This is a genomic window from Streptomyces sp. NPDC051217 (assembly GCF_044455465.1).
In the GTDB taxonomy this organism is placed as follows: domain Bacteria; phylum Actinomycetota; class Actinomycetes; order Streptomycetales; family Streptomycetaceae; genus Streptomyces.
Genome location: NZ_JBITEV010000007.1, coordinates 194,666 through 218,592, shown reverse-complemented (window position 1 = coordinate 218,592; position 23,927 = coordinate 194,666). Strand labels below are relative to the sequence as shown.

Sequence of the window (23,927 nt, the reverse complement as noted above, 5' to 3'; positions counted from 1 at the left end):
CATGGAATCGCCCGTCACGGAAGCCGGGACCAGTCAGTCGCGGGTCACCGTCTGCCCGCACTGCGGACGCAGGAACAGGGTGCCGGCCGAAGCCGACGGCACCCCGCGCTGCGGCAACTGCCACTACGCGCTGCCCTGGATCGCGGACGCGGACGACGACGATTTCGCCCGGATCGCCGAGCGGCCGGGCCCCTACGTCCTCGTGGACCTCTGGGCCGTCTGGTGCGGGCCCTGCCGCACCGTCACCCCCGCCCTCGAACAGGTCGCCCAGGAACTGGCCGGGGAGATCAAACTCGTCAAGGTCGACATCGACCGGTCGCCCGGGATCGCCGCCCGGTTCGAGGTCCAGGCGGTGCCCACGCTGCTCGTCATGGACGGCCGGGAGGTCATCGCCCGGCAGGCGGGCGCGGCGTCCGCGCCGGCGCTGCGGTCCTGGGTGCGACAGGCCATCGCCGACAGGAAGTCCGCCCGGCAGGAGAAGGAGTGAGCACCATGAGTATCGGAGTCGACCCGCATCTCTCCATGGTGCGACCTGTCGAGCCGCTGACCCCGGAGGGCTGTGAGGAGTGCCTGCGGCTGGGCACGCCCTGGGTCCAGCTGCGGCTCTGTCTGACCTGCGGGCACGTCGGGTGCTGCGACTCCTCGCCGCTCAAGCATGCCCGTCTCCACGCGCACGCGGACGGTCACCCGATCGTGGAGCCTTACGCGCCGCGCGAGAGCTGGCGCTGGTGCTATCTCCACGAGGCACTCGTCTGATGTGCGCCGACGATGTGCGCGGCAGCGGGCCGCCGCCCGACGAGACGCCAGATCTCAACGGCGCCTACCCCCGGCTGAGCCCCGAACAGATCGACATCCTCGACCGGTCCGGCACCCGGCACACCTTCGAGGAGGGCGAGCGCCTCTTCGTGGAGGGGGAGACCTGCGAGCGGTTCCTGGTGATCCTGCGCGGTTCGGTCGTCGTGGTGAAGGGGCCCGGGAGTCCGGACGAACAGGAGATCCGGGTGCATGGACCCGGCCGGTTCCTCGGCGAGCTCGGTCTCCTCGAAGGCCGGGCGGCCTTCTACTCCGTGATCGCCCGTGAACCCGGGGAAGTGCTGACCCTCCCCGTGGAGAGACTGCGCGAACTCGTCGTCCGCGAACCGGGCTTCGGGGACCTCGTACTCCAGGCCTGCCTCGTCCGCCGCGAACAGCACGCCGGTGAGGGCGTCGGCTTCCGGATCATCGGCTCCGGGTACTCCGCCGACAGCCGCAGGCTGCGCGAGTTGGCCGCCCGCAACCGGGTGCCGTACCGCTGGACCGATCTGGAGCGCGACCCCGGCGCCGACGCGCTCCTGAGCCGTTTCGGCATCACACCCGACGAGACACCCGTCGTCCTGTGGGGCGGCCGGCACATCCTGCGCAACCCCGGGAACGCGGAACTGGCCGCGCTCATCGGCCTGCCCGCGACCGGCGTATCGCCCGACACCGTGCGCGACCTGCTGGTGGTCGGCGCCGGACCGGCCGGTCTGGCCGCCGCGGTCTACGCCGCGTCGGACGGACTGACCACGGCGGCGGTCGACAGCGTCGCCACCGGCGGTCAGGCCGCCACGTCCGCGCGTATCGAGAACTATCTCGGCTTCCCCACCGGAATCTCGGGCGGAGGACTGATGGAACGCGCCGTCGTCCAGGCCCGGAAGTTCGGCGCGGCCATCACCCTGCCCGCCAAGGCGATCGCCCTGCGCGAGAGCGACGGCCACTACGTCGTCACCTTCGCGGACGGTACGGAAGCGGCCGGGCACCACATCGTCGTGGCCACCGGCGCGCACTACCGCAGGCTCACCGTCCCGGGCGTCGAGCGTCTGGAAGGCGCGAGCGTCCACTACGCCGCCACACTGGAGGAGGTCAGGCAGTGCGGCAACGATCCGGTCGCGGTGGTCGGCGGCGGCGACTCGGCCGGCCGGGCGGCGCTGTTCCTCGCCGGGTTCACACCCCGTGTCCAACTTCTGGTGCGCGGCGGTGAGTTGGGCGCCTCCATGTCGCGCTACCTGGTGGACCAGATCGAACGCCACCCACGCGTCGAGGTGCGTTTGCACACCGAGGTCCGGGAAGCGCACGGGCGGAACTCGCTCGAAGGGCTCACGGTCGAGGACAACCGCAGCGGAGAGCGGAGCCGTACGCAGGCGCGGGCGCTGTTCGTCTTCATCGGAGTCAGGCCCCACACCGGCTGGCTCAAGGACACGCTTCCCCTCGACGAGCGCGGCTTCGTCCTGTGCGGGCCCGACGCCGTCGCGTCGACCAGCCCGGTGCCCCGGCGGTCGCTGACCCCCGCCCCGCTGATGCTGGAGACAGCGCTCACCGGGGTGTTCGCCGCCGGCGACGTACGCAGCGGCTCGGTCAAGCGCGTGGCATCGGCGGTCGGCGAGGGCCAGATGGCGGTCCGCCTCATCCAGGAACGGCGCGCCCGCGAGGGTTTCGGCACGCCCTGAGGGGCCGCCCCTCCGCCGCCTATGCGGGGTCGACCACGCCCGCGAGTGCCTTGACCATCTCCGACGCCAGTACCGCCTGGCCGGAGGTCGAGAAGTGGATACGGTCCGCGCTCAGCAGATCCGGCCGCGCGTTGAGCGGGTGGTCCCACATGTCGACGAGCACCATGTCGTACTCGCCCACCAGGCGGAGCGTGATGTCGTTGAGCGTCCGCACCCGCTGCGGGAAGTCGGGGATGGCGGGTACGTCGAACGCCCTGCCGAGCGTGAACGTCGTCAGCCGCGCCCCGGTCCCCGCCGCCAGCTCGAACACCTGCCGCGCCGTGCGCTCGACGAGGTCGAAGTCGGGCCGCCGCCGGAACAAGTCGTTGGCGCCGCAGGAGACATGGAGCAGATCCGGGCCGAAGGCGACGATCTCGTCCATCTGCCGGGCCAGCGTGTCGGCGGCCGTCGCCCCGATCGTGCCGGTGTTCAGATAGGCCGACTCGGGGCGGACACCGCGCAGTACGCCGGCGACCCGCTCCGCCCACGGCACGTTCGCGTAGCCGGGGCTCGGGTCCCCTGTCCCGGCGGCCAGGCTGTCGCCGGCCACCGCGAACCGTCGCCACGGCGCACCGGCGAGGAGCCGTGCGGCACGCGCCGGTGAGAGGCAGAAGGGATCGGTCTCTTCGGTGAGGGCCTTTGCCGCAGTCGTCATGGCATAAAAGTACGATCGATCGTGCGCATACTGCAAGCGATCGCCGCGCCGGAGTGTCGGGCGAGTGTCGGGCACCGGGGCACCCGAAGCGCCGGGATGAGCCGCGGTGTTCGAGGGGGCGCGTGGACAGGAAGACCGAAGTCCCGCTATTGGTATGGACCTTGACGGGGTTGGTCGGTGTCCCTACGGTGGCCAGTCAGCTCCAGTGTTCACAAGCTCGTCCCCTGTTCGCATATGCGACCCCACACTCCACAGGAAGGCGCTTGCGATGCGTGCTCGAAGGCTGCTCCCCACCCTCCTCGCCGTTGCCACGACGGCGGGCGTGCTGTCCGTGACGGTCACCCCCGCCCATGCGGCGGTCATCAACGTGAAAACCGCCGCCGAGTTGAAGTCGGCGCTCACCGCCGCCCGTCCGGGCGACACGATCCAGCTCGCCGACGGCCTCTACACCGGAAACTTCAAGGCGCTGGTCGCCGGAACCGCCAACTCCCGTATCACGCTCACCGGTTCGGAGAAGGCCGTGCTCAGCGCGGGTGGCGGCTATGTGCTGCACCTGAACGGCGCCTCGTACTGGACCGTCCGGGGCATCACCCTCACCGGCGCCCAGAAGGGCATCATGGCGGACAGTGCCAACGGTGTCGTCATCGACTCCGTCGTCGTCCACGACCTGGACATGGAAGGGGTCCACTTCCGTAACACGAGCCGCGACGGTGTCATCAAGAACTCGCGTATCTACGACACCGGCAACGACGGCCGGGGGATGGGCGAGGGTGTCTACGTCGGCTCCGCCGGCGGCACCTCCGACAAGAGCGACAACGCGCAGATCATCGGCAACACCATCGGCCCCGACGTCGGCGGCGAGGCCATCGACATCAAGGAAGGCACCACCGGCGCGAAGATCATCGGCAACACCTTCGACGGCCGGGGGCTGACCGGTGCCAACTTCGACGACTCCTGGGTCGATGTGAAGGGCAACAGCACCCTCGTGGAGAACAACACCGGGAAGAACACCACCAACAACGGCTTCGAGACCCACACCCAGCAGTCGGGCTGGGGCTGCGGCACCGTCTTCCGCGGCAACAAGTCGGATCTGACCGGCGCCACCGGCGACAAGCAGCTCGCGATCAACGTCACCGCCGACACCGCCGGTTGCCGGACGACCGTGCACTCGAACAACACGGTCACCGGCGGCCGCGGCCTGACGAACATCGCCATCACCCCCTGACCGCGGGCACCCGTCGCCGGCACGTGCCGCCGGGCTGTCAGCCCGGCGGTGCGCCGCACACATCGTCCAGGGCGAACGCCTTGGGAGTGCGCTGCAACAGCCGCTCGGCCTCCAGCTGCGCGAGCAGATCGTCGAGCGCCGCGGTGTCATCCGGCTTCTCCAGGAATTCCAGTACGGCCCGCTGGAAGGCACCCCGCAGTGTCGACGGCATGGCGTCGGACGCGTCGACGCAGATCTGATCCGCGTTGTTGAACATCCGCAGCACATCTGCCGAGGCCCCGGTCGGGGCGTTCTTGCCCGTCGTGACCGCCGTGACCGTCTTACCGGACGGGAAGTACGGCCGTTCCCCCGGGCCCGCCGCCTCGACCCAGTCGGCCTGCGTCCGCGGCGAGGTGAGTTCCAGCATCAGTTCCCACGCCGCGGGGCTCGGCTTGAACACCGCGGCCATGTCGCCAGAGACCTCGAACACGTTCCGGTCCTTCGGCAGCCACTCGACGAACTCGGAGGTCGGAGCGGGCCGCACGTCGTCGCCGTAATGGCGGCCGATGAAGGAACCCTGGTGCTCGCGGGTGCAGTCCTTCCCTTTCAGCAGGCCGTACCTGCCCGTGCCCAGCTTCTCGAAGTCCTTGGTGAGCGAGTTCGAGCGGTTCGTCAGGTCGTCGGTGGCGAGCACGGTGGCCCAGTCCAGCCAGGCCTGTCTCACCGCCTTTCCGTCCCATGGCAGTTGGCCGGTGGCGAAGTCCTCGTACACCCCGTGGCCCTGCCGTTGCAGCAGCAGGTCCTCGATCCAGTCCGTGCCCGGCCACCCGGACGTCGCGCCCGAGGCCATGCCCAGACACCACACGGCTTCCTCCGGCCCCGCGTCCGTCTCGCCCGCTCTGCTCCAGACGATGGATTTGAGGTCCACCCGAATCGGAACCCAGTACGCGTGTGCCTCCGTGCCCTTGGCGGTGGTGAAGGAGAGACGTGGTGCCCACGGCGCGATCGCCTTGTCCTCCACGTCCCCCTCAAGCGGCTGCGCGTCCCCGTTGCGCGCGTATTCGGCCAGCTCGCCGGGGCCGTTGAGGATCGCCACGTCGGGCGGGGCGTCCGTCCGCAGCTGCGCCACCAGGGTCTCGCGCAGCGAACGCGTGCCCTTGTACACGTAGTGGCGGCCCGTCCGTTCCCCTATCTTCGCGAGCGTCGTCTTGAACGGCTTCTCCTCACCGTCCGTCCACGGGCCGAGGACCACCAGCGTCGGCTCCTCCTCTGCCGCGCAACCCGCCGAGAGGAGGGCCGCCCCGGCGAAGAGGGCGCCCGCGAGCACCGTGCGGAAGAGTCGGTACGGAGCCCTCACGGCGTCCTCCAGAAGATCTTCAAGTGTCTTCGGCCGTAGTGGAACAGCGTGAAGCCCGACGCCACCGCGCCCACCGAGCCGATCGTCAGGGCGACTTCGGCCGCCAGCGCCCATTCGCCCGGGTGAGTGCCGCGAAGGTCGACGGCCAGTTCCTCGTCCAGAGCCTCGATCGTCGGGTCGGCCTCCGTCGTCGCGGGCACCGCGGCCAGCTCGACACCCGCCTGCCGTACCTCCCGCTGCGCGCGGTGCTGACCGACCGCGCCCAGTACCAGGACGCCGAGAACCAGCGGGACCGGCAGCGCGTACAGCGCCAGCAGCAGGCTGCGCACATGCAACTGGTCCCGGATGAAGTCCAGGGTGCCGACGACGGCGAATACGAGAACGAGCAACGCCAGCAGAGCGCCCGAGGCCGTCACGGCGGACAGCGCGCTCCAGCCCGAGAGCTCCGACGCGTCCGCGTCCAGCTCTCCTTCGAGGGCCTTGATGCGGTCGATCACGCCTATGGGCTCGGCGGGGCTGCCTCTGTCGTTCAGCAGACTCTCCGCGTAGTTCAGCCCCGCCGTGCGCAGGGCCGTGCTCTCGTGATGGCTGTCGGACCAGCGTATCCAGTCGTCGTAGGCCACGACCAGCCCGGAGACCACACGCACCTCCTGCTCCTGAGCGGTGCGCAGCGCCTTGGTCTGGGCCGCGTTGTTGAGGCTCTGTGCCGCCTCGGTCAGCAGCGACGGATACCTCTCGCCGAGCCCGACGAGATCGGTCTGGCGCAGCGGAGCCGTGCCGTTGGCGCCGAGACGGCGGGTGGCTTCGTCGTCCGCGAGATTCAACGACGTTCTGGCATGGGCCAGTTCGACCATCGCGGGGGCGTAGCGCTCGCGCAGCTGCTGCGTACGGCTGTGCAGGTCGAGGTACGCCGTTCCGGCCAGCGCCAGGACGGTCAGCGCGAGCGCCGGCAGCAGCAGCATGCGGCTGAACAGGAACGGGGCGGTGTGCCGTCGCTTGCCCGTGGTGGGCCTGCGGCCGGAGGACCAGCGCCACATCGGCCGCCCTGTCGAATGCCACACGGCGCGCGCGGCCGACCGCCCGGCTCTCCGGGCGGACCGGAGCGACGCGGGCACGGTGAACCGGCGGCCCATCACCGCTCCCCGGTGGCGGCGTCCGCCCCCGCCGACGAGTCCGGTGCCCGGCCGCCCAGCCGGCCCGGCCGCCAGCCCCGCAGCCGGCCCTGGCGTTGCTCGCCCCTGCTGTGGGCGAACGCGAACGGCCGGGTGCGGTACGCGTTGTCGAGCAGGGCTCTCTCCAGCGTCGTGTGCTCGCGCAGGGCGGTGCGGGGCACCTGCTCGGAGAGCCGCTCATAGGCGGCACCCAGTTGTTTGCGCAGCTCGTGCTCGGTGCGAGGCATCGGGATCTCCTCGTCCAGCGCTTCGCGGAGCGTGCGCAGCGGATCCGGTCCCGGGTCCTCCGGGGCAGTGGCGACCAGTCGGAGCAACAGCTCCAACAGGTCGGTGCGCAGGCGCTCCTGTGCCTGACGGTCCGTCAGTCCCTCGTATCTGGCCAGCCGGTGCAGGGCCTCGCACGCCTTCTTGGCGGCGGCCACCGTCGGCGGAGCGCCGTCGGCCGGCAGGTCCGCGTGGATACGCGCCATGCCCGTGCGGGCGGCGGTGCGATGCCGCGAGTCGGCGGGAACGGCTTCGAGCCGGCCGAGGGCGAGCCGGGTGTCGCCGTCGGCCAGATGGATACGGGCGAGGCCGAAGGCGGCGCTGCCCAGCGCGTGGTTGCGCTTCCACACCGCGCTGTAGAAGACCATCGCCTCCCGCGGGCGGTCGAGGACCTCGTGGCAGTAGCCGAGCGCGAGCTTGGGTGCGTACTCGCCGGGAATCGCCGCGTAGACCTGGTCGAAGTCTCGCAGCGCCGACGCTGTGTCGTTTCCGGCGAGATGGAGCAGACCCTGGTGCCAGCGCAGCCGCCAGTCGGACTCGGCCAAGCTGCCGACGGCGGCCTCGGCCCGCCTCAACTCGGCCGTGGCCGACGCCAGATGTCTGCCCGCGTCGGCCGACTGGTAGCGGCCCACCTCCAGGTGGAGACGGCAGCGCAGCAGTGCCAGCTCGGGAGAGAGCTGCCAGTCGGCGCTGAGTTGGAGCAGTCCGGCCGGATCGTCGTACGACGTGCGCTGAAGCTCCTTCCAGTTGGGGTCCTGGGGGCTCACCTTGGGCACGGGAAGGCCGACGGCCACCTCGGCCGGTTCCGGCGGCCGTATGGCCAGGGGCCGTTTGTCGTTTCCGCCGTGCCGCCACTGTTCGAGGGGTGGCGCCTTGCCGAGTGCGCCGTCGAGCGCGGCGGGCGCGACCGAGAACAGCGGTGACGGCTCGAACGTCTCCTCGTCGAGGCGCAGCGAGCGCAACTCGCGCAGTACGCCGCGGAGCTGGACGGACATCTCCTGCGCGTCGGCGAACCGGTCCTCGGGGCGCGGAGCCCGTGCCCGGTGCAGGACGCGCTGGAGTGAGGTCGTGCCGAGGTCGGCGGGGCGCGCGGGGACCCGGTCGAGCAGTTCCTGGAGGACGGCCCCGACCGCGTACAGGTCCGCCGCCACCGTCACCTTGGTGGAACTGCCGAGTTCGGGGGCCGGATAGGTGACCGGGCCGGCGTGGCCGATCTTCCGTACGCCCGCGACGTCGATGAGCTTGATGCCGTTGCCGCAGTGGATGACGTTGGTGAGGGACAGGTCGCCGTAGACGAAGCCCTCGTCTTCGTGCAGATAGCGGAGCGCGTCCAGGATCAGCAGTCCGTAGCCGGCGATGAACTCATGGACGCGATAGCCGTCGAACGGCGCCGCGTCGCGCGCGATCTGCTCGGCGACCCACTGGAGCGGCGCCCCGTCCGCGAACTCCATCACGATGAACCGGGCCTTGTTCGCCGGGTGTTCGGGCTCTTCGGGGCGGCCGGGATGCCGGGCGTAGTTGAACACCTTGATGATCGAAGGGTGGTTGAGGCTGACCAGCCGGAGCAGTTCGAGACGGGAGATCCACCGGTCGGTCGGGTCGTCGGGATCCCGTACGCCCTTCAGAGCCACCGGACGGTTGTCCAGCATCTGGTCGCGGGCCAGATACACCTGGCCGTAACTGCCCTCGCCGAGGAGTCCGACGACCTTGTACTGCTGGTGCAGTTCCTGGCCGCGTACGAGACCGGCCTCCGGCTCCGCCGGAGCCTTTGGGTCGGCCTCGGGCTCGGGCTCGACGAAGGCGTCGGGATCGTCGACGGTGATGTGCGGCAGATCGGTGAGGCCGCCACCGGACGGATTCACGACGTACTCCCCCGGTGAATTGGGGCGGTCGAGGAGCTGTACGGCGGCCCCGGTCCCCTGGACGGCTTCCTCGACGGCGATGTCGAGCAGGAAGAGGTCGTACGCGAGGGCGGCGCTCTTGTGCGGTACCTCGCCGTCCGTAAGCAACTCGGCCAGCCGGGAGGACAGTTGGCGGTACACCGGTCGGGGCGCGTCGGTGATGCCTCGGTCGCCGGAGTGCGCGTACAGCCTGCGGAACCTCTTCTCCAGCTCGGCGAGCACGGCCAGTCGCGCCGCGACGGCAGTCGTGCGGCGCTCGGCCCACGCGTCGTCGAGCAGCGTGTCCACGACGCCTTCGAGCAGCGGGGACGCCGGGTCGCGGAAGACAAGCAGCAACCGGGTCAGCCGGCCCTTCCGCAACGCTTTGAGCAGCGGCAACGCCGCCTCGCCGGTCGGGGCCGCCCTGTCGACCGAGAGGAAGGCGGCGGAGATCGGCGGGCTGTCCCCGGCGATCCGCGCCAGCAGGCGATCGTGCTCGTCCGGTCCCTCTCGCTCCTCTCGCCCCTGGTGCTCCTTTCGCTCCTCATGCTCGTACGGTCCGTGCTGTTCGTCCGGTCCGGTGAGTCCTGACGGACCCACCAGGCCGATGCGCTCGGCGGTGCGGGCGATGAGCTCTCCGGCCGTCCGGCCCTGCGCGTCCACGGCCATGTCGATCGAGCCGACCGGCGGTCCGGTGGCGTCGCCCCGGTCGGCCGGCCGCGGATTGCGTTCACGGTCGGCGAGGTTGAGCGTGGCGTAGATCGCCGAGATGTCGTCGGGACGACCGTCACGGGCGAAGATCAGCTCCACCGGTTCCGTGGCCGTCCGCCTGCCGGCCGCCGGGTCGGCCCCGGACACCGGGTCCGAGACCGGGGCGGGGGCCGATGTCGCGCCCGTCGCCGGAGCCGCGTCGGTGAGCCAGTGGGTCACCTTGCGGCGCAGGGCGACAGCGCGGTTCGAACCACTCCTGGGCGGATCGAACGGGATGGTGTGCGACAGGGCTGCGCGCCCCGTCACCTTCAACTCGTCCCGGTGATGGGCCGACCGGGGCCGCAGGACCGACAGATACCGCAGAATCGTCTCGGTCGGGATCATGTACGCGTAGTCGACCGAGAACCGGTGGTCCTTGTATCTGTACGTCATGATGCCGATGACCCCGCCCGTGCGGGTGTGGACCACACCGCCGCCGCTGTACCCGGGGCGCACCGCGAACGACTCGTCGACCGGATTGAGCTGGACCCACTCGGAATACCGGGCGGGGCCGCCGCGCCCCATGAGCCGGGCGTTGATGGTCTCGCCGCCGGGCAGCTCGTCCGTATAGCCGACGGAGTGCACCAGTTCGTTGAGCGCCGGGATCTGGCGGTGCAGGACGGCCGTCTCCACCGGAGGCACGGAGGCCAGTCGCAGCAGTGCGATGTCGGCGCTGAAGTTCGAGGTCGGTGGTCTGAGCTGGTCGGCCAGCACCTCGGCGCGCAGCCGCAGGGGTGGGTCCGCGTGAGTGCCGGGGAACTCCGCGTACAGCGGCTCGACCGGCCGGGGCGGATCGTCGCGCCGGCTCGCTTGCGCTGAACCGTCCGTCCTGCCGCGGGGTTTGGACAGCACCACATGGGCGCAGGTGAGTACCAGCCCGCCGGGCAGCAGCACGCCCGCGCCGAGCGGCGGGGTCGCGCTGTTCTCCCCCTCGACCAGCCGGACCCGCCAAGGGTCCTCCAGCGACGGGGAGTTGGCCGTGGTCTCCAGCTGCCTCATACTGCTCAACAATAACCACGGGGTGTGACAACTGACCCCCGCTGTGTAACGAGGGGGTCGGAATGGGCGGGCGTGGTGGGCGTGGCGGGCACGACGGCGCGGAGACCGTCGGTCTCGCCGAGGTGATCGGCCGGATCCGCGAGGAGCTGGAAGAGGCACAGCGGGGCGGCCGTGACAGCAGGCTCCAGTTCCGGGTGGAGCGGGTGCACGTCGAATTCTCCGTGCAGGTACGGCGCGAGGGCACCGGCAAGGGCGGGCTGAACATCGGCATCGTCACGGCGGAGGCGGGCGGGACGGCGGCGCGCGAGAGTATGCACCGCATCGAGATCGAGTTGATGCCGCACGACCGGGACGACCCGTCGGCAGGAGGGGGCTTCAGGGTGGGCGGCCAGAGATAGCCGCGCCTGGGCTCGCACCCCGAGGTGCCGGACGGGACGCTGGTCCCGTCCGGCACCTGAGGAAGTCAGCGGCCCGGATGCCGCCCCGGATCAGCCGGCCGCGTCCGAGCCCGCCATCAGGACCGGCGTCGGAAGGATCACTTCCCGCTCGATCCGACCGCTCTCCCGACCACCCACCGACCAGGTGCCGAGGGTCAGTTCGGCCGTGATGCCGGGACCGAAGCCGGCGATCACCCCGCGCGCCCCGTGCTCGGCACCACCGTCCTCGAAGAGGCGGTCCAGCGCGTCGAAGACGACGGCGCTCGCGATGTTGCCGCGCTCGGTGAGGGTCGCTCTGCTGTAGCGGAACATCTCCGCCCCCACGTCGAGGTACTGGCAGAGGTCGTCAAGGATTCTGGGCCCTCCGGCGTGCACGATGTAGAAGTCCAGTCCGGAGACGTCCCAGTTGTGCGGCTCCGCCATCTCCCGCATGGCGGGCGCGAGTACGGACATGGTGCCGGGCACCCGCTTGTCGAGCATGAAGTGGAATCCGGTGTCACGCACCGCGTAGGAGATCCAGTCCTCCGTGTCGGGCACCAGATGGGAGCCGTTGCGCTCCAGCCGTACGCCGGTGCCTCCCTCGCCGCGTACCACGGCGGCGGCGACGGCGTCCCCGAAGAGACCGTTGGAGAGCAGGTTGCCCACCGCGAGGTCCGTCGGCTGGTAGCAGAGCGAGCAGAACTCGCAGGCCACGATCAGTACGTTCGACCGCGGGTACGCGGAGCAGAAGTCGTGCGCCCGGTTGATGGCCGCACCGCCCGCGGCGCAGCCCAGTTGAGCGATCGGCAGCTGCCGGGTCTCCGATCTGAAGCCCATGGTGTTGATGAGCCACGCGGTCATCGAGGGCATCATGAAGCCGGTGCACGACACGTAGACGATCATGTCGATGTCCCGCGGTGTCAGTTCGGCGTGGTCCAGGGCCCGGAGTACCGCCTCCGGCACCCGGGTCTTCGCCTCGGCCTCGTAGACGGCGTTACGGGTGGTGAAGCCCGGATGCTTGAGCGTCGTCTCGATGGGCTGCACCAGACGTCTTGTCCGGACACCGGTGTTGGTGATGAGCCGTACGGCGAGTTCGAGCTGAGGGTGGTCGGGGTGGAGTTCCCGTGCGAGTTCCACGGTCTGTTCCAGCGTGATGACGTGCTCGGGGACGGCGATGGCGGGCCTGCACAGAGTTGCCATGATCAGCTCCTTACCAGGTGACCGGCAGGGCGAGCGGGTATCGCCAGATCGAGACGGTGTTCCACCGCACCTCCTCCGCCGGGACGGCCAGACGAAGGTCGGGGAAACGGGTGAGCAGTGTGCCGATGGCGACTTGGAGCACCATGCGCGCCAGGTGGGCGCCCAGGCAGTGGTGGCTGCCGTAGCCGAAGGTCATGTGCACGGCGGGGTTCTCACGGTGGAAGTCGAGCTCGTCCGGCCGGTCGTAGGCGAGTTCGTCACGGTTGGCCGTCAGATAGGACACGTGCACCGTGTCGCCGGCCCTGATGACGACGCCGTCGAACTCGACGTCCTCCGTCGCCACGCGGGGGATGCCGACGCCCTGGCGGAAGGGGATGTGACGCAGCAGCTCCTCAAGGGCCTGAGGGAGCAGTTCGGGACGGGCGCGCAGCTCGGCCGCGCGCTCGGGCTGGGTCAGCAGCGTGTAGACGATGTTGCTGATGTTGTACGTGGTGGTGTCGTGGCCGGTGATCACCAGGAGCATGGCCAGCACGGCGAGTTCGTCCGCGTCGAGCATCTCGTCGCCGATGCGCGCGGTGGCGAGGCCGCTGATCAGGTCCCCGCCGGGCGCCCGCCGCCTCTCCGCCGTCAGCTCGGAGAAGTAGGCCCGCAGCCATGCCTTCGCCTCGACCGCCGAATTCCGGTCGGCGGCGTTCATGGACATCATGTCCATCGCGCGCTGCCGCAGTTGGGGGCGGTCCGCCTCCGGGACGTCCAGCAGTTCGCAGATCGTCATCAGCGGCAGCCGGTCGGCGAGGTGGTCGGCGATGTCGGCCGGAGCGCCGCTCTTTTCCATGGTGTCCAGCAGAGCGTCCACGGTCCGCTGGGTCCACGGGCGCAGCGCCTCCACCTGTGGGGTGGTGAAGGCCTTGGTGATCAGCTTGCGCACCCTGTTGAGCGCGGGCGGGTCCATCAGGTTGATCGACTCGGACTGCGCGATGGGCGCCGGAGTGATCCGGGGGAAGTCCCGCCCGACCAGGGCGGCTCTGCTGAAGCGGCGGTCCGAGGTGACGGTCTTCACGTCCTCGTACCGGGTCACCAGCCAGCATTCGCCCTCGCCGTACGGCATACGCACACGGGCGACGGGTGCCTCGATGCGCATCCGGGTCATGAAGGGGTCGGGTTCCAGGGCCTCGTCATGGCGGAAGGGACAGGTCTGTACTGAGTCAACGCCGGTCATCACAGCACTCCCACGGCAAGGATGGTCACTCACGGTGACGTTGGCAACTTTGAGTTCATTCCGTGCGGGGAGTGACGCCATGCGCGGCGATGCCAAGCTCACCTGTACGGGTAACCGGCGGACTCGGGCACACTCGGTCCGACACCGTGTGCGGGCTTCGAAGAGACGTCGTCATACGTTCGGCCATCTGCTTATGGCGCCTTTACAGCGCTCCGCGGAGTCTCACGGCGCGCGCCCGGCGGGGTGGTAGGGGCCGCGAACGCGCCGGAGCGCGGGCCGCTTCGCTCGTACACCTGACCGAGGCGTTCAACGCGGGCTCCGCACGGGTGCGATGGGCGGCCGGGGCGGGTGCCGGGAGCGCCCTCCCGACGCTTTAGGGTGAACGCCATGTCCACCCCTGAACTGATCCGCATCGTCTCCCGCGACTCGCCGATGGCGCTCGCACAGGTGGAGCGAGTGCGTGCCGAACTGGCCGCGCTCCACCCCGGCATCGCGACCGAGGTCGTCCCGGTCAAGACGACCGGCGACAAGTGGATGGGCGACCTCTCGCTGGTGGAAGGGAAGGGCGCCTTCACCAAGGAGGTCGACGCCGCCCTCCTCGCCGGGCAGGCCGACCTCGCGGTGCACTGCGTCAAGGACGTGCCCGCCGACCGGCCGCTGCCCGCAGGGACGGTTTTCGCCGCCTTCCTGAAGAGGGACGACATCCGCGACGCCCTCGTCCACCCCGGCGGACGCACCCTCGACGAACTGCCCGCGGGCACCAGGATCGGTACGTCGTCCGTCCGGCGCGTCGCCCAGCTCGCCGCCTCCCACCCGCACCTCATCTGCGTGCCGATGCGCGGGAACGCCAACCGCCGGCTGGAGAAGCTCGCGGCCGGCGAGGCCGACGCCCTGCTGCTGGCCGTCGCGGGCCTGGAGCGGATCGGGCGCACCGACGCCATCACCGAAGCCCTTCCGGTGGATCTCATGTGCCCGCCCATCGGCGCCGGGATCCTCGCCCTCCAGTGCCGCGAGGACGACACCGACACCATCGACGCCGTCTCCGCGCTCGGCGACCCGGACACCTACAAGGAAGCCTCCGCCGAGCGGATGTTCCTCCATGTCCTCCAGGGGCACTGCAACAGCCCGATCGCCGGCTTCGCGCACGCGGAGCGCAGCGGCGGGCTCTCCCTGCGCGCCCGGGTCTTCACCCCGGACGGCAAGACGGTCCTCAACGCGCACGAGTGGGCGGGCCCGCTCGATCCGGCGACCCTCGGCACGTCGGTGGCCGTGGCCCTGCTCCGGCAGGGGGCGCGCGAGCTGATCGACTCGATCGCGCACTGAGTTCCCTCTCGCGCGTCGTCGTCGGCGCCCATCACTGCCAGAGCGCCTGGTCGGACCCCTGGCCGCAGCTCGGGCAGGAGCATTGTCAGTGGTGGGCGGCAAGATGAGGGACATGACGACACCCGCAGCCGTACTTGTCGACGCAGCCGCCTACGCTGTCGCGGTCGAGACCGCGACGAAGGCCGCCGCCGCCTACTACGCGACGGGCGAGAGCGCCCTGGACGACGACGCCTACGACCGTCTGGCGCGGGGAATAGCCGCCTACGAGGAGGCCCATCCCGACGAGATCGCCGCCGACTCGCCCAGCGGGAAGGTGGCGGGCGGCGCGGTCGTCGGGGACGTACCGCACACGGTGCCGATGCTGTCCCTGGACAACGTTTTCGGCGGTGACGAGTTCACCGTCTGGGCCGCGTCGGTGGAGCGGCGGATCGGGCGCCCGGTCGAGCGCTGGAGCGTCGAGCCGAAGCTGGACGGCCTGGCCGTCGCCGCCAGGTACGAGGAGGGCCGGCTGGCCCGGCTCATCACCCGCGGGGACGGGCTGGCGGGCGAGGACGTCTCGCACGCGATCGGGATGATCATGGGCCTGCCCGACCGGCTCACGGAGCCCCTCACGCTCGAAGTGCGGGGCGAGGTCCTGATGACCACCGACCAGTTCGAACAGGCCAACACGCTCCGCACGAGCCACGGCGGGACGCCGTTCGCGAACCCGCGCAGCGCGGCGGCCGGCAGCGTCAGGGCCAAGGACCGTCCGTACCAGGTGGAGATGACGTTCTTCGCGTACGCGGCCCTGCCCCTCGCCGAAATCGGTGCTGACCTGGCAGCCTCGTTCGCCGAGCTGCCGCACGGCGAGGTGCTCACGTACGTGGCGGGTCTGGGCGTGCACACGACGGCCGGCACCACCGTTCCGCCCAGGACGGTGACCGACGCCGAGGCCGTACGCGTCCGCGTGGAGGAGATCGCGGCCCTCCGGGCGGAGCTGCCGTTCGGTATCGACGGCATCGTCATCAAGGCCGACGCCGCCGCGGACCAGCTTGCCGCCGGATCGGGCTCCCGCGCGCCCCGCTGGGCCATCGCCTGGAAGCTTCCGGCGGTCGAGAAGGTGACACGGTTGCTGGAGGTGGAGTGGAACGTCGGCAGGACGGGCACCATCGCGCCCCGAGCCGTCCTTGAACCGGTCGAGATAGACGGATCGACCGTCGCCTACGCCACCCTCCACAACCCGAACGACATCACCCGCCGTGACCTGCGGATCGGCGACCACGTGATGGTGTACAAGGCGGGCGACATCATCCCCCGGGTCGAGGCGCCCGTGGCGCACCTGCGTACCGGCGACGAGAAGGCCATCGTCTTCCCCGAGGTGTGCCCCCAGTGCGGCTCGGAGATCGACACCTCGGAGCAGCGGTGGCGCTGTGTCCGGGGCCGTGACTGCCATGTCGTCGCCTCCATCTCGTACGCCGCCGGACGCGACCAGTTCGACATCGAGGGGCTGGGCGCGACCCGCGTCGTCCAGCTCGTCGACTCCGGTCTCATCGCGGACATCGGCGATCTGTTCACCCTCACCCGCGAGCAGGTCCTCGGCCTCGACCGGATGGGCGAGACCAGTACGGACAATCTCCTGGACGCGATCGAGCGGGCCAAGGGGCAGCCGCTGTCCCGCGTACTGGCCGCCCTCGGCGTACGCGGCACCGGCCGCTCCATGTCCCGCCGGATCGCACGGCACTTCGCCTCGATGGACCTGTTGTGCTCCGCTGACGAGGAGGCGATGCGGCGTGTCGACGGGATCGGGGTGGAGAAGGCCCCGACGATCGTGGCGGAGCTGGCCGAGCTGGCGGAGCTCATCGAGAAGATGCGCGCCGCCGGGGTCAACATGATCGAGCCCGGCGCCACGCCCCCGTCCGACGATCCGACGGTTTCCGAGGACGGCGAAGTCGCGGCCCGGGGCGGACCGTTGGACGGTATGACCGTGGTCGTCTCGGGCGCGATGACGGGACCCCTGGAGAAGCTTTCGCGCAACCAGATGAACGAACTGATCGAGCGGGCGGGCGGCAAGTCCTCCTCCAGTGTCTCCAAGCGCACGTCCTTGCTGGTCGCGGGAGAGAACGCCGGATCCAAGAGGGAGAAGGCCGAACAGCTCGGTACGCGCATAGCCTCGCCGGACGAGTTCGCGGAGCTGATCGCGGAGCTTCTCGACGGCGACGGCGACGGGGCCGACGCTGCGGGTCGGTGACGCGGTGGGCGTCCGGCGGGTGGGGGCGGTGCGCGGAACCGCCGGCGTCAGGTCGGGCCGGTGCCGAAGCGGCGCTGGTAGGCCGACGGTGTCAGGCCGGTCTCGCGGCGGATCAGTGTCCGCAGATTCGTGGCCGTGCCGAGGCCGCTGCGCCGCGCGACCAGCTCGAAGCGTGACTCGCCCCGTTCGATCAACCGGCAGGCCAGGGCGACCCGTTCACCGGTGAGCCACGCCAGCGGCGTCGTGCCCAGTTGCGCCCGGAAGCGGCGGTGCAGCGTCGCGGCGCTCACCGACGCGCGCGCCGCGAGGTCCGCCACCGCGAGCGGGGAGTCCAGCCGCTCCTGCGCCCAGGCCAGCACGGGTGCCAGCGACTCGTCCGGCAGGTCGGGCACCGGACGCTCCACGAACTGCCGCTGCCCGCCGTCCCGGTGTGCCGCGAAGACCAGCCGCCGGCTCACGGAGTTGGCGACCTCGGCGCCGTGGTCGCGGCGGACCACATGCAGCCCGAGGTCGAGCGCGGCGGCGCTCCCCGCCGCTGTGAGGATGTCGCCGTCATCCACGAACAGCACATCCGATTCGAGCGATACGGAGGGGAAGCGGGCCCGGAAGGAGTCCGCCCACTGCCAGTGCGCCGTGGCCCGGCGCCCGTCCAGGACTCCGGCCTCGGCCAGGGTGAACGCGCCGCTGCAGAAGCCGACAAGGCGCGCGCCGCGCGCGTGGGCCCGCCGCACGGCGTCGAGCACGGCCGTGCGGCGGGGCACCTCGACGTCGGGCCGGTTGGGGACGATCAAGGTGTCCGCCGTGTCGGCCACCGCCAGCTCGGCGACCCCGGTGAGCGTGAAGAATCCGTCCCGCATCAGGGTGTCCGGCTCGGGGGAGCAGAGGCGGAAGTCGTAGAGATCACGCCCGATCTCGGGCCTGCGCAGGCCGAAGATCTCGGTCGCGCAACCGAGCTCGAAGGGGTTCGAGTTCTCGTCCACGATCACCACGACCCGGTGAGTTCGCCGAGGGCCGCCCGAGCGCGGGCCTTGCGAGAAATCTTTCGCCATATGCAATTCCTAGCACTCACCTCGGCGGCGCGGAACCGGCGAGCATGGACGCATGAGCGATGAAACCGACCGGCCCATCTCCCTCGACAAGGCGCTGACCTCCTTCGACGCCCTGTGGAGCCCTCGTATCGTGACGCGCGTCAACGACTACGACGTACGCGTCGCCAAGGTCGAGGGCGAGCATGTCTGGCACGTCCACGAGGACACCGACGAGTTCTTCCTGGTACTCGAAGGGGAACTCCACATCGCGTTGCGCGAGCCCGCGGGCGAGCGCACGGTCGTGCTGCCGCGGGGAGCGGTGTTCACCGTCCCCCGTGGCACGGAGCACAAGCCGTACGCCGCCTCCCCCACGGCGATCATGATGTTCGAGCCCTCCGGGACGTCGACGGTCGGCGACCGGCACGACGAGATCCCGGACCATGTCGACGCGACGACGGGCCACCGACTCGGCGCCTGACGGCGCTCGCGCGTTCGCCGCCGTCCCGGACCGTACGCCCTATGCCGGGCCGTCCGACGACGACGGCGGCGGACGGACCCCGGGCCGGACGTACGTCACGTCGAAGTCGGACGCCCAGAACTCCCCGTCCTCCGACCGTTCCCAGCCGCCACTGATCGTTTCGCCGGCCTCGTCGAAGGTCCCGGTGAACCGCTGGTGGAAGCCCGGTGCCGCGCGCCACTGCTTCCAGACGCCGGCGGTCAGGCTCGTACGGTAGACGCGCGCGACGCCCCGGCCGTCGGCGTACAGCGTCGTGAACTCGTCGGCGGTGTCGTCGTAGCCGATGATCGTGCTCGTGGGGAACGGTGCGTTCTCTCCCCACTCCGGCGGAAGCGCCGTCGAGGGCCCCAGGTCCGCGCGCTGGACCAGAAAAGCGCCGCCCTCCAGCCAGGCGAACTCGGTCCGCACCGGACCCGCCCGGTGCCCGGCCGCCCACATGTCCCACTCGCCCACGAGAGCGTCCAGGCGGCTCAGCGCGGGGTGGGGTGTCGGATGGCGCATCGGTTTCTCCTCTTCGCGGTTCGTCGGCACTGCTGCCCCTGTGGCGGTACTGACTCGGAAACCGTCCCGGACTCATCGTTGCGCTCGGCCTCAACCGCGACGGAGGCCGAAAGCTGTTGGCATGACCGACGAGACGGACCCTCTACGCCTGACCCGTCTCGAAGCGGCTGATACGGCCGTCGGTGACGGTGAAGGCCCAGCGCGTCCGCATGGTGCCGTACGTCGCGTTCGTGAACGCGGCCTTCAGGGCGCGGCCCTCGTCCGAGGCGGTCTCGACATCCATGCGGCCGTCGGCGGAGAAGATCTCCTTGTCCACCCAGCCCGCGAGGTCCCGTTCGCTTCCGTCGTCGGACATCGTGGCGTCCGGGGTCAGAAGGGCGAACAGCGCATCGCGATCGCCGGCGTTGATCGCCGAGACGAACGCGGCGACCGTCGGGTCTTCGGGGATGACGCTCATGAGTGGTCCTCCTGGTGACTGGGGTGGTCGCGTGTACGTCGATGGCACCGCCCGCCGCACGGACGGTGCCTCGGGCAGTGCCATCATCACGCCTGCCGCGGCGCCCCGCAGCCCGGCGGAACCGGGCCCGCGAGGAGGGTGTACAGCCCACTTCCAACGATGTAAAAGATGCCTACGGGCCGCATCAGCACCGTCCTCGCCCGTATGACCGAGGAGGGCAATCGACCATGCATGCCTCGTACGACCCGTACGCCTCGCTGCCACGCCCCACCCCCACAGCTCCCCGCACCCCCACCGTCAGGAGTGTCAGGAATGCCGGCAGTCCCCGGAACCGCGGGACCGCCTGGCTCGGCGCCCTGCTGCTTCTGTGCGCGAGCCTGGTGATGGCCGCCGGCCCCGCCGAGGCGAAGCCCGCCGCCTGGGAGCCCAAACCGTCCCCGATGACCACCCCGTGGACGAATCAGGTGCCGGTCGACGACCCGCTGCCGGAGTATCCGCGCCCCCAGCTCACCCGCCCCGACTGGGTCAACCTCAACGGCATCTGGGACTTCGCGGTCACCGGCGCGAACGCCGGTCAGCCCGCCACGTTCCCCGAGCAGATCAGGGTCCCGTTCGTCGCCGAGTCGGCCCTGTCCGGCATCCAGCGCAAGATCACCCAGAGCGACAAGCTCTGGTACAAGCGGAGTTTCACCGTGCCGGCGGACTGGAACGGCCGCCGCGTCCAGCTGAACTTCGGGGCCAGTGACTGGCAGACCACGGTCTGGGTCAACGGCCGGCAGGCCGGAGCGGCCCACAGCGGCGGCTTCGACGCGTTCACCTACGACATCACGCCGCTCCTGACAGCGGGCACCAACACCGTCGTCGTCTCCGTATTCGACCCCTCCCAGACCGGCGGCCAGGCCGTCGGCAAACAGCGGATCAACGACGTCACGCCGCACCCCGGCGGAGGCATCTTCTACACCGCGGCGTCCGGCATCTGGCAGACCGTCTGGCTGGAGCCCACCGCCTCCGCGCACATCACCCGGCTCGACCTGGTGCCCAGCCTCTCCGACAGCACGCTGAAGGTGACCGTCCGCGGCGCCGGCATCGCCGGCCAGACCGCGAGGGTGACGGTCTCCTCCGGCGGCACGACCGTGTCCACCGCCACCGGCCCCGTGAACAGCCAGTTCTCGGTGGCGATCTTGAACCCGCGCCTGTGGACCCCCGAGGATCCGTTCCTGTACGACGTGAAGGCCGACCTGCTGTCGGGTACGGGCGGCACGACCGTCGACTCGGTCGGCAGCTACGCCGGGATGCGCTCGATCTCCGTCGGCAAGGTCGGCGGCGTCCAACGCCCGCTGCTCAACGGCGCGTTCGTCTTCCAGACCGGCACACTCGACCAGGGCTACTGGCCGGACGGCATCTACACCGCGCCCAGTGACGAGGCGTTGCGGTACGACCTCCAGAAGCACAAGGACCTCGGCTTCAACATGGTCCGCAAGCACATCAAGGTGGAGCCGCAGCGGTGGTTCTACTGGGCGGACCGGCTCGGGCTGCTCGTGTGGCAGGACATGCCGGCGATGGACACCCGGACCCCGGACAGCGCCGCGCGTGTGCAGTGGGAGGCGGAGTACGACCGGATCATCGACCAGCACCGCAGCTCGCCGTCACTGGTCATGTGGGTCAATCAGAACGAGGGCTGGGGCCAGTACGACCAGGCCCGGATCGCGAACGAGGTCAAGGCGTACGACCCCTCCCGCCTCGTCAACAACATGAGCGGCGTCAACTGCTGCGGCTCCGTCGACGGCGGGAACGGCGACGTCATCGACAACCACGTCTACGTCGGGCCCGGCACCACGACACCGACGGACACCCGCGCGGCCGTCCTCGGCGAGTTCGGCGGGCTCGGCTGGAAGGTGCCCGGACACGAGTGGTACCCCGGCGGCGGTTTCAGTTACGAGGACCAGGCGAGCGTCGCCGCGCTGAACAATCGTCTCGTCGGGCTGATCGACACCATCCGCGAGAATCAGATGCCCAGCGGACTGTCCGCGTCCGTCTACACCGAGATCACCGATGTCGAGAACGAGGCCAACGGCCTGCTGACGTACGACCGGCAGGTGGTCAAGGTCGACGCGGTCCGGCTCCGGGCCGCCAACCTCGCGCTCGTCGAAGCCTCGCGCAACCCGCCGCCACCGGTGACGCTGCCCACCGGCCAGAACAAGTCGCTGCGGGTGACGACGCCCGGTCACACCGGCAAGTACCTCCGCCATCAGGACGGACTCGCCTTCACCGCGCCCGTCGACGCGAACAGCGACGCCCTCCTGAAGAACGACGCCACCTGGAAGATCGTCCCCGGGCTCGCGGGCAGCGGCTGCTACTCCTTCGAGTCCCGCAACTTCTCCGGACAGTATCTGCGGCACCGCGACTTCCGCGTGTACAAGGAGGCGGGCGACGGATCGGCGCTCTTCCGGGCCGACGCCACCTTCTGCGCGCTGCCCGCCGCCGGGGGAGTGCGGCTGGCGGCGTACAACATGCCCGGCGCCTATCTGCGGCACATCAACTCGGAGGTGTGGATGGCGACTCGGGGCGGTGCGCGTGCCTGGGACAACCCCGTCACGTTCACGGAAGACACGACCTGGTCCGTCGACAACCCCTGGGCCGGCTGACGGCGGGCGCCGCTCCTGCACGGGAGCGGCGCCGCCCGATCCGAACGACTGTCTGAGCCGAGCGATCGTCTGAGCCGAGCGATCGTCTGATCCGAGCGATCGTGGAGCCGAACGGTCGTGTGATCCGGAACGACGAGAACGGCCCTACTGAGACACGCCCTTGCGCCCCGCGCGCAGCGCCGCGTCCACCGCTCCCCGCACATGGCTCAGCGGGATGCTCGCGACCCCGTACCCGTAACGGCTGCCCTGCGGATAGACGTCCCGTCCGCCGACGTCCGTCGTGTCGTTCGTCATCTGCCGCACCGCCCAGCCGGGCAGCAGCCGGCCCTCGAAGAGCCCTTCCCAGAAGGTGTTGAGGTCCTTCGGGGTGGACACCGGGCCGCCGGCGTAGTCGTGGGCGTGCGGGCCGCGCGGGGTCGGTTCGCCGGGCGCGGGCCAGTAGGTGTTGTCGAGGCCGAGGGGGCGGAGCACGGTCCGCTCGATGTAGCCGCGGTGGTTCTCGCCGGACGTGTTGTTGATCAGGAGGCCCAGGACCAGGTAGTTGGTGTGGGAGTACCCCCAGTCCGTGCCCGGTTCGAAGTCCTGGTCCGTGGCCAGCGCGAGCGCCAGGAAGTCCTCGTCCGTGTAGGGGCCGCCCGACCAGTCGATCAGAGTGGTGTACTCGGGCAGTCCGCTCCGCTGCTTCAGCAACTCCCTTACGGTGACCGGGTTCTCCGCCAGTTGCGGCACATAGCGCCGGGCGGGCGAGTCGAGCCGTACCTTGCCGTCGGCCACCAGTCGCATCACGGCCGCGGCGGTGAACGCCTTGGTGTCCCCGGCCAGTCGGAAGCGTGCGTCGGCGTCGGCCGTCGGCCCGTCCGTCCCGAGCGCCCCCGTCCCCGCCGTGTACGTCCGGCCGTCGGCGTGGGCGAGCGCGCCGGGCACCCCGTCCCGCTCGACCAGCAGGTCCAGTTGGTGCTGTACGCCGCCGGGACGGGCCTCCCGCGCGGCGGCGACGGGGGCGGCGGTGGCGAAGAGCGCGGGCGCCAGCAGCGCGGCGGCGACGACGCGACGGCCGTGCCGTCCGCCGCCGGTGACGGCGATGCCGGTACGCGGCCAGGTCGGGGCCGCCGTCCCGGTCCTGGTGCCGCTCTCGGTCTCGGTCCTGGTCTCGGTCTCCGTGGCTGCGGCGGTCATCTCGCGGCTCATGGTTGAATCCCTCCTTGTACGCGGCCCCCGGCACGTCCCGGCCGATAAAACGAGCTTGATCCCTCGGGGCCGTGAGATCAGGGGGGCTGGACGGCACATCGTGGGGTGTAGCCACCTCCACCGCGACACTGAGGCTGTCCTCAGGAGCCGCCGTCATGACGGCTCGTCGCCTGCCACGACCGCGGCATTTGTTCAGTGTGCGAACGCAATCCCAGGTGAGTGTCAGTAGCCGCGATTCCTCCGCCGGGCCGCTCTTCGCCGTCTGTCGACGCGACGGCAGTCCACGGCAATTTGGATAGACCCTTGACAAATTAGGGGCCCGTTGCCAGCATGCGAAACTCTCGCGGGTTTCCCGCGAATGTTCGGTGCCGCATCACATGCCCTTGCACGGATCAGTACGGCTGCTCCCCGGGTGACGGGA

At 70.4% G+C, this 23,927-nt stretch carries 19 protein-coding genes; 9 read left to right on the top strand and 10 right to left on the bottom strand.

Translation table 11 applies throughout. From position 1 onward, the window contains the following. Window position 1: 1 nt before the first annotated feature. From ACIBBB_RS18475 to ACIBBB_RS18465, 3 genes are read left to right on the top strand one after another with little or no spacing between them, the layout of a single operon-like run. Window positions 2–487, top strand: a complete 486-nt coding sequence (locus ACIBBB_RS18475; RefSeq protein WP_398983395.1) for a thioredoxin family protein — start codon at window positions 2–4, stop codon at window positions 485–487. Between the two features lie 5 nt (window positions 488–492). Then, a complete protein-coding gene (locus tag ACIBBB_RS18470) occupies window positions 493–756 on the top strand; it encodes a UBP-type zinc finger domain-containing protein (RefSeq protein WP_398983154.1) in 264 nt (87 codons plus the stop codon). Beyond that, window positions 756–2,465: an FAD-dependent oxidoreductase gene (locus tag ACIBBB_RS18465; protein WP_398983152.1), complete on the top strand. Its 1,710-nt coding sequence runs from the start codon at window positions 756–758 to the stop codon at window positions 2,463–2,465. The genes ACIBBB_RS18470 and ACIBBB_RS18465 overlap by 1 nt, the downstream gene beginning before the upstream one ends. A gap of 19 nt (window positions 2,466–2,484) precedes the next feature. Here ACIBBB_RS18465 and ACIBBB_RS18460 read toward each other — a convergent pair whose 3' ends face one another. After that, window positions 2,485–3,159, bottom strand: coding sequence for an SGNH/GDSL hydrolase family protein (locus tag ACIBBB_RS18460; protein WP_398983150.1), 675 nt, complete (start codon window positions 3,157–3,159; stop codon window positions 2,485–2,487). Between the two features lie 268 nt (window positions 3,160–3,427). Between ACIBBB_RS18460 and ACIBBB_RS18455 the strand changes: the two genes are divergently transcribed. After that, window positions 3,428–4,384, top strand: coding sequence for a nitrous oxide reductase family maturation protein NosD (locus ACIBBB_RS18455; protein WP_398983148.1), 957 nt, complete (start codon window positions 3,428–3,430; stop codon window positions 4,382–4,384). 37 nt (window positions 4,385–4,421) lie between these two features. Here ACIBBB_RS18455 and ACIBBB_RS18450 read toward each other — a convergent pair whose 3' ends face one another. From ACIBBB_RS18450 to ACIBBB_RS18440, 3 genes are all read right to left on the bottom strand, one after another. Further along, window positions 4,422–5,720: an extracellular solute-binding protein gene (locus ACIBBB_RS18450; protein ID WP_398983146.1), complete on the bottom strand. Its 1,299-nt coding sequence runs from the start codon at window positions 5,718–5,720 to the stop codon at window positions 4,422–4,424. Then, on the bottom strand, window positions 5,717–6,757 hold the full coding sequence (locus ACIBBB_RS18445) for a hypothetical protein (RefSeq protein WP_398983144.1): 1,041 nt from the start codon (window positions 6,755–6,757) through the stop codon (window positions 5,717–5,719). The genes ACIBBB_RS18450 and ACIBBB_RS18445 overlap by 4 nt, the downstream gene beginning before the upstream one ends. Before the next feature lie 95 nt (window positions 6,758–6,852). After that, window positions 6,853–10,785 carry a tetratricopeptide repeat protein gene (locus ACIBBB_RS18440; protein WP_398983142.1) on the bottom strand — a complete coding sequence of 1,311 codons (3,933 nt, stop codon included), beginning with the start codon at window positions 10,783–10,785 and terminating at the stop codon, window positions 6,853–6,855. Between the two features lie 62 nt (window positions 10,786–10,847). Here ACIBBB_RS18440 and ACIBBB_RS18435 point away from each other — a divergent pair, with 62 nt between their 5' ends. Beyond that, entirely contained in the window at window positions 10,848–11,183 is a 336-nt protein-coding gene (locus ACIBBB_RS18435; RefSeq protein ID WP_398983140.1) for a trypco2 family protein, read from the top strand. 90 nt (window positions 11,184–11,273) lie between these two features. Here ACIBBB_RS18435 and ACIBBB_RS18430 read toward each other — a convergent pair whose 3' ends face one another. Then, complete coding sequence (locus ACIBBB_RS18430) at window positions 11,274–12,401, bottom strand: type III polyketide synthase (protein ID WP_398983138.1); 1,128 nt, start codon at window positions 12,399–12,401, stop codon at window positions 11,274–11,276. A gap of 10 nt (window positions 12,402–12,411) precedes the next feature. Next, a complete protein-coding gene (locus tag ACIBBB_RS18425; protein ID WP_398983136.1) occupies window positions 12,412–13,620 on the bottom strand; it encodes a cytochrome P450 in 1,209 nt (402 codons plus the stop codon). Window positions 13,621–14,007: 387 nt separating this feature from the next. Here ACIBBB_RS18425 and hemC point away from each other — a divergent pair, with 387 nt between their 5' ends. Together hemC and ligA are read left to right on the top strand one after the other, a co-directional pair. Then, window positions 14,008–14,943 (top strand): hydroxymethylbilane synthase, encoded by a 936-nt coding sequence (hemC, locus tag ACIBBB_RS18420; protein ID WP_398983134.1) that lies wholly within the window; start codon window positions 14,008–14,010, stop codon window positions 14,941–14,943. A gap of 103 nt (window positions 14,944–15,046) precedes the next feature. Beyond that, window positions 15,047–17,170 (top strand): NAD-dependent DNA ligase LigA, encoded by a 2,124-nt coding sequence (gene ligA, locus ACIBBB_RS18415; protein ID WP_398983393.1) that lies wholly within the window; start codon window positions 15,047–15,049, stop codon window positions 17,168–17,170. A gap of 47 nt (window positions 17,171–17,217) precedes the next feature. On the opposite strand, the gene ACIBBB_RS18410 is transcribed toward ligA, so the two are convergent. Then, window positions 17,218–18,219, bottom strand: coding sequence for a GlxA family transcriptional regulator (locus tag ACIBBB_RS18410; RefSeq protein WP_398983132.1), 1,002 nt, complete (start codon window positions 18,217–18,219; stop codon window positions 17,218–17,220). A gap of 52 nt (window positions 18,220–18,271) precedes the next feature. Between ACIBBB_RS18410 and ACIBBB_RS18405 the strand changes: the two genes are divergently transcribed. Further along, window positions 18,272–18,676 (top strand): cupin domain-containing protein, encoded by a 405-nt coding sequence (locus ACIBBB_RS18405; RefSeq protein ID WP_398983130.1) that lies wholly within the window; start codon window positions 18,272–18,274, stop codon window positions 18,674–18,676. Window positions 18,677–18,715: 39 nt separating this feature from the next. Here the strand turns inward: ACIBBB_RS18405 and ACIBBB_RS18400 are convergent, their stop codons facing one another. Beyond that, window positions 18,716–19,216, bottom strand: coding sequence for a hypothetical protein (locus ACIBBB_RS18400; RefSeq protein WP_398983128.1), 501 nt, complete (start codon window positions 19,214–19,216; stop codon window positions 18,716–18,718). A gap of 142 nt (window positions 19,217–19,358) precedes the next feature. After that, window positions 19,359–19,673 (bottom strand): nuclear transport factor 2 family protein, encoded by a 315-nt coding sequence (locus ACIBBB_RS18395; RefSeq protein ID WP_398983126.1) that lies wholly within the window; start codon window positions 19,671–19,673, stop codon window positions 19,359–19,361. 227 nt (window positions 19,674–19,900) lie between these two features. On the opposite strand from ACIBBB_RS18395, the gene ACIBBB_RS18390 reads away from it, so the two are divergent. Beyond that, window positions 19,901–22,318: an AbfB domain-containing protein gene (locus ACIBBB_RS18390; RefSeq protein ID WP_398983124.1), complete on the top strand. Its 2,418-nt coding sequence runs from the start codon at window positions 19,901–19,903 to the stop codon at window positions 22,316–22,318. 144 nt (window positions 22,319–22,462) lie between these two features. On the opposite strand, the gene ACIBBB_RS18385 is transcribed toward ACIBBB_RS18390, so the two are convergent. Continuing rightward, complete coding sequence (locus ACIBBB_RS18385; RefSeq protein ID WP_398983122.1) at window positions 22,463–23,506, bottom strand: serine hydrolase domain-containing protein; 1,044 nt, start codon at window positions 23,504–23,506, stop codon at window positions 22,463–22,465. Window positions 23,507–23,927: the final 421 nt, after the last annotated feature.

What these genes read in the sequence shown, in the direction of transcription:
- ACIBBB_RS18475 (WP_398983395.1), top strand. Translation starts at nt 2, where the DNA reads ATGGAATCGCCCGTCACGGAAGCCGGGACCAGTCAGTCGCGGGTCACC.
- ACIBBB_RS18470 (WP_398983154.1), top strand. Translation starts at nt 493, where the DNA reads ATGAGTATCGGAGTCGACCCGCATCTCTCCATGGTGCGACCTGTCGAG.
- ACIBBB_RS18465 (WP_398983152.1), top strand. Translation starts at nt 756, where the DNA reads ATGTGCGCCGACGATGTGCGCGGCAGCGGGCCGCCGCCCGACGAGACG.
- ACIBBB_RS18460 (WP_398983150.1), bottom strand. Translation starts at nt 3,159, where the DNA reads ATGACGACTGCGGCAAAGGCCCTCACCGAAGAGACCGATCCCTTCTGC.
- ACIBBB_RS18455 (WP_398983148.1), top strand. Translation starts at nt 3,428, where the DNA reads ATGCGTGCTCGAAGGCTGCTCCCCACCCTCCTCGCCGTTGCCACGACG.
- ACIBBB_RS18445 (WP_398983144.1), bottom strand. Translation starts at nt 6,757, where the DNA reads ATGTGGCGCTGGTCCTCCGGCCGCAGGCCCACCACGGGCAAGCGACGG.
- ACIBBB_RS18440 (WP_398983142.1), bottom strand. Translation starts at nt 10,785, where the DNA reads ATGAGGCAGCTGGAGACCACGGCCAACTCCCCGTCGCTGGAGGACCCT.
- ACIBBB_RS18435 (WP_398983140.1), top strand. Translation starts at nt 10,848, where the DNA reads ATGGGCGGGCGTGGTGGGCGTGGCGGGCACGACGGCGCGGAGACCGTC.
- ACIBBB_RS18430 (WP_398983138.1), bottom strand. Translation starts at nt 12,401, where the DNA reads ATGGCAACTCTGTGCAGGCCCGCCATCGCCGTCCCCGAGCACGTCATC.
- ACIBBB_RS18425 (WP_398983136.1), bottom strand. Translation starts at nt 13,620, where the DNA reads ATGACCGGCGTTGACTCAGTACAGACCTGTCCCTTCCGCCATGACGAG.
- hemC (WP_398983134.1), top strand. Translation starts at nt 14,008, where the DNA reads ATGTCCACCCCTGAACTGATCCGCATCGTCTCCCGCGACTCGCCGATG.
- ligA (WP_398983393.1), top strand. Translation starts at nt 15,047, where the DNA reads ATGAGGGACATGACGACACCCGCAGCCGTACTTGTCGACGCAGCCGCC.
- ACIBBB_RS18410 (WP_398983132.1), bottom strand. Translation starts at nt 18,219, where the DNA reads ATGGCGAAAGATTTCTCGCAAGGCCCGCGCTCGGGCGGCCCTCGGCGA.
- ACIBBB_RS18405 (WP_398983130.1), top strand. Translation starts at nt 18,272, where the DNA reads ATGAGCGATGAAACCGACCGGCCCATCTCCCTCGACAAGGCGCTGACC.
- ACIBBB_RS18400 (WP_398983128.1), bottom strand. Translation starts at nt 19,216, where the DNA reads ATGCGCCATCCGACACCCCACCCCGCGCTGAGCCGCCTGGACGCTCTC.
- ACIBBB_RS18395 (WP_398983126.1), bottom strand. Translation starts at nt 19,673, where the DNA reads ATGAGCGTCATCCCCGAAGACCCGACGGTCGCCGCGTTCGTCTCGGCG.
- ACIBBB_RS18390 (WP_398983124.1), top strand. Translation starts at nt 19,901, where the DNA reads ATGCATGCCTCGTACGACCCGTACGCCTCGCTGCCACGCCCCACCCCC.
- ACIBBB_RS18385 (WP_398983122.1), bottom strand. Translation starts at nt 23,506, where the DNA reads ATGAGCCGCGAGATGACCGCCGCAGCCACGGAGACCGAGACCAGGACC.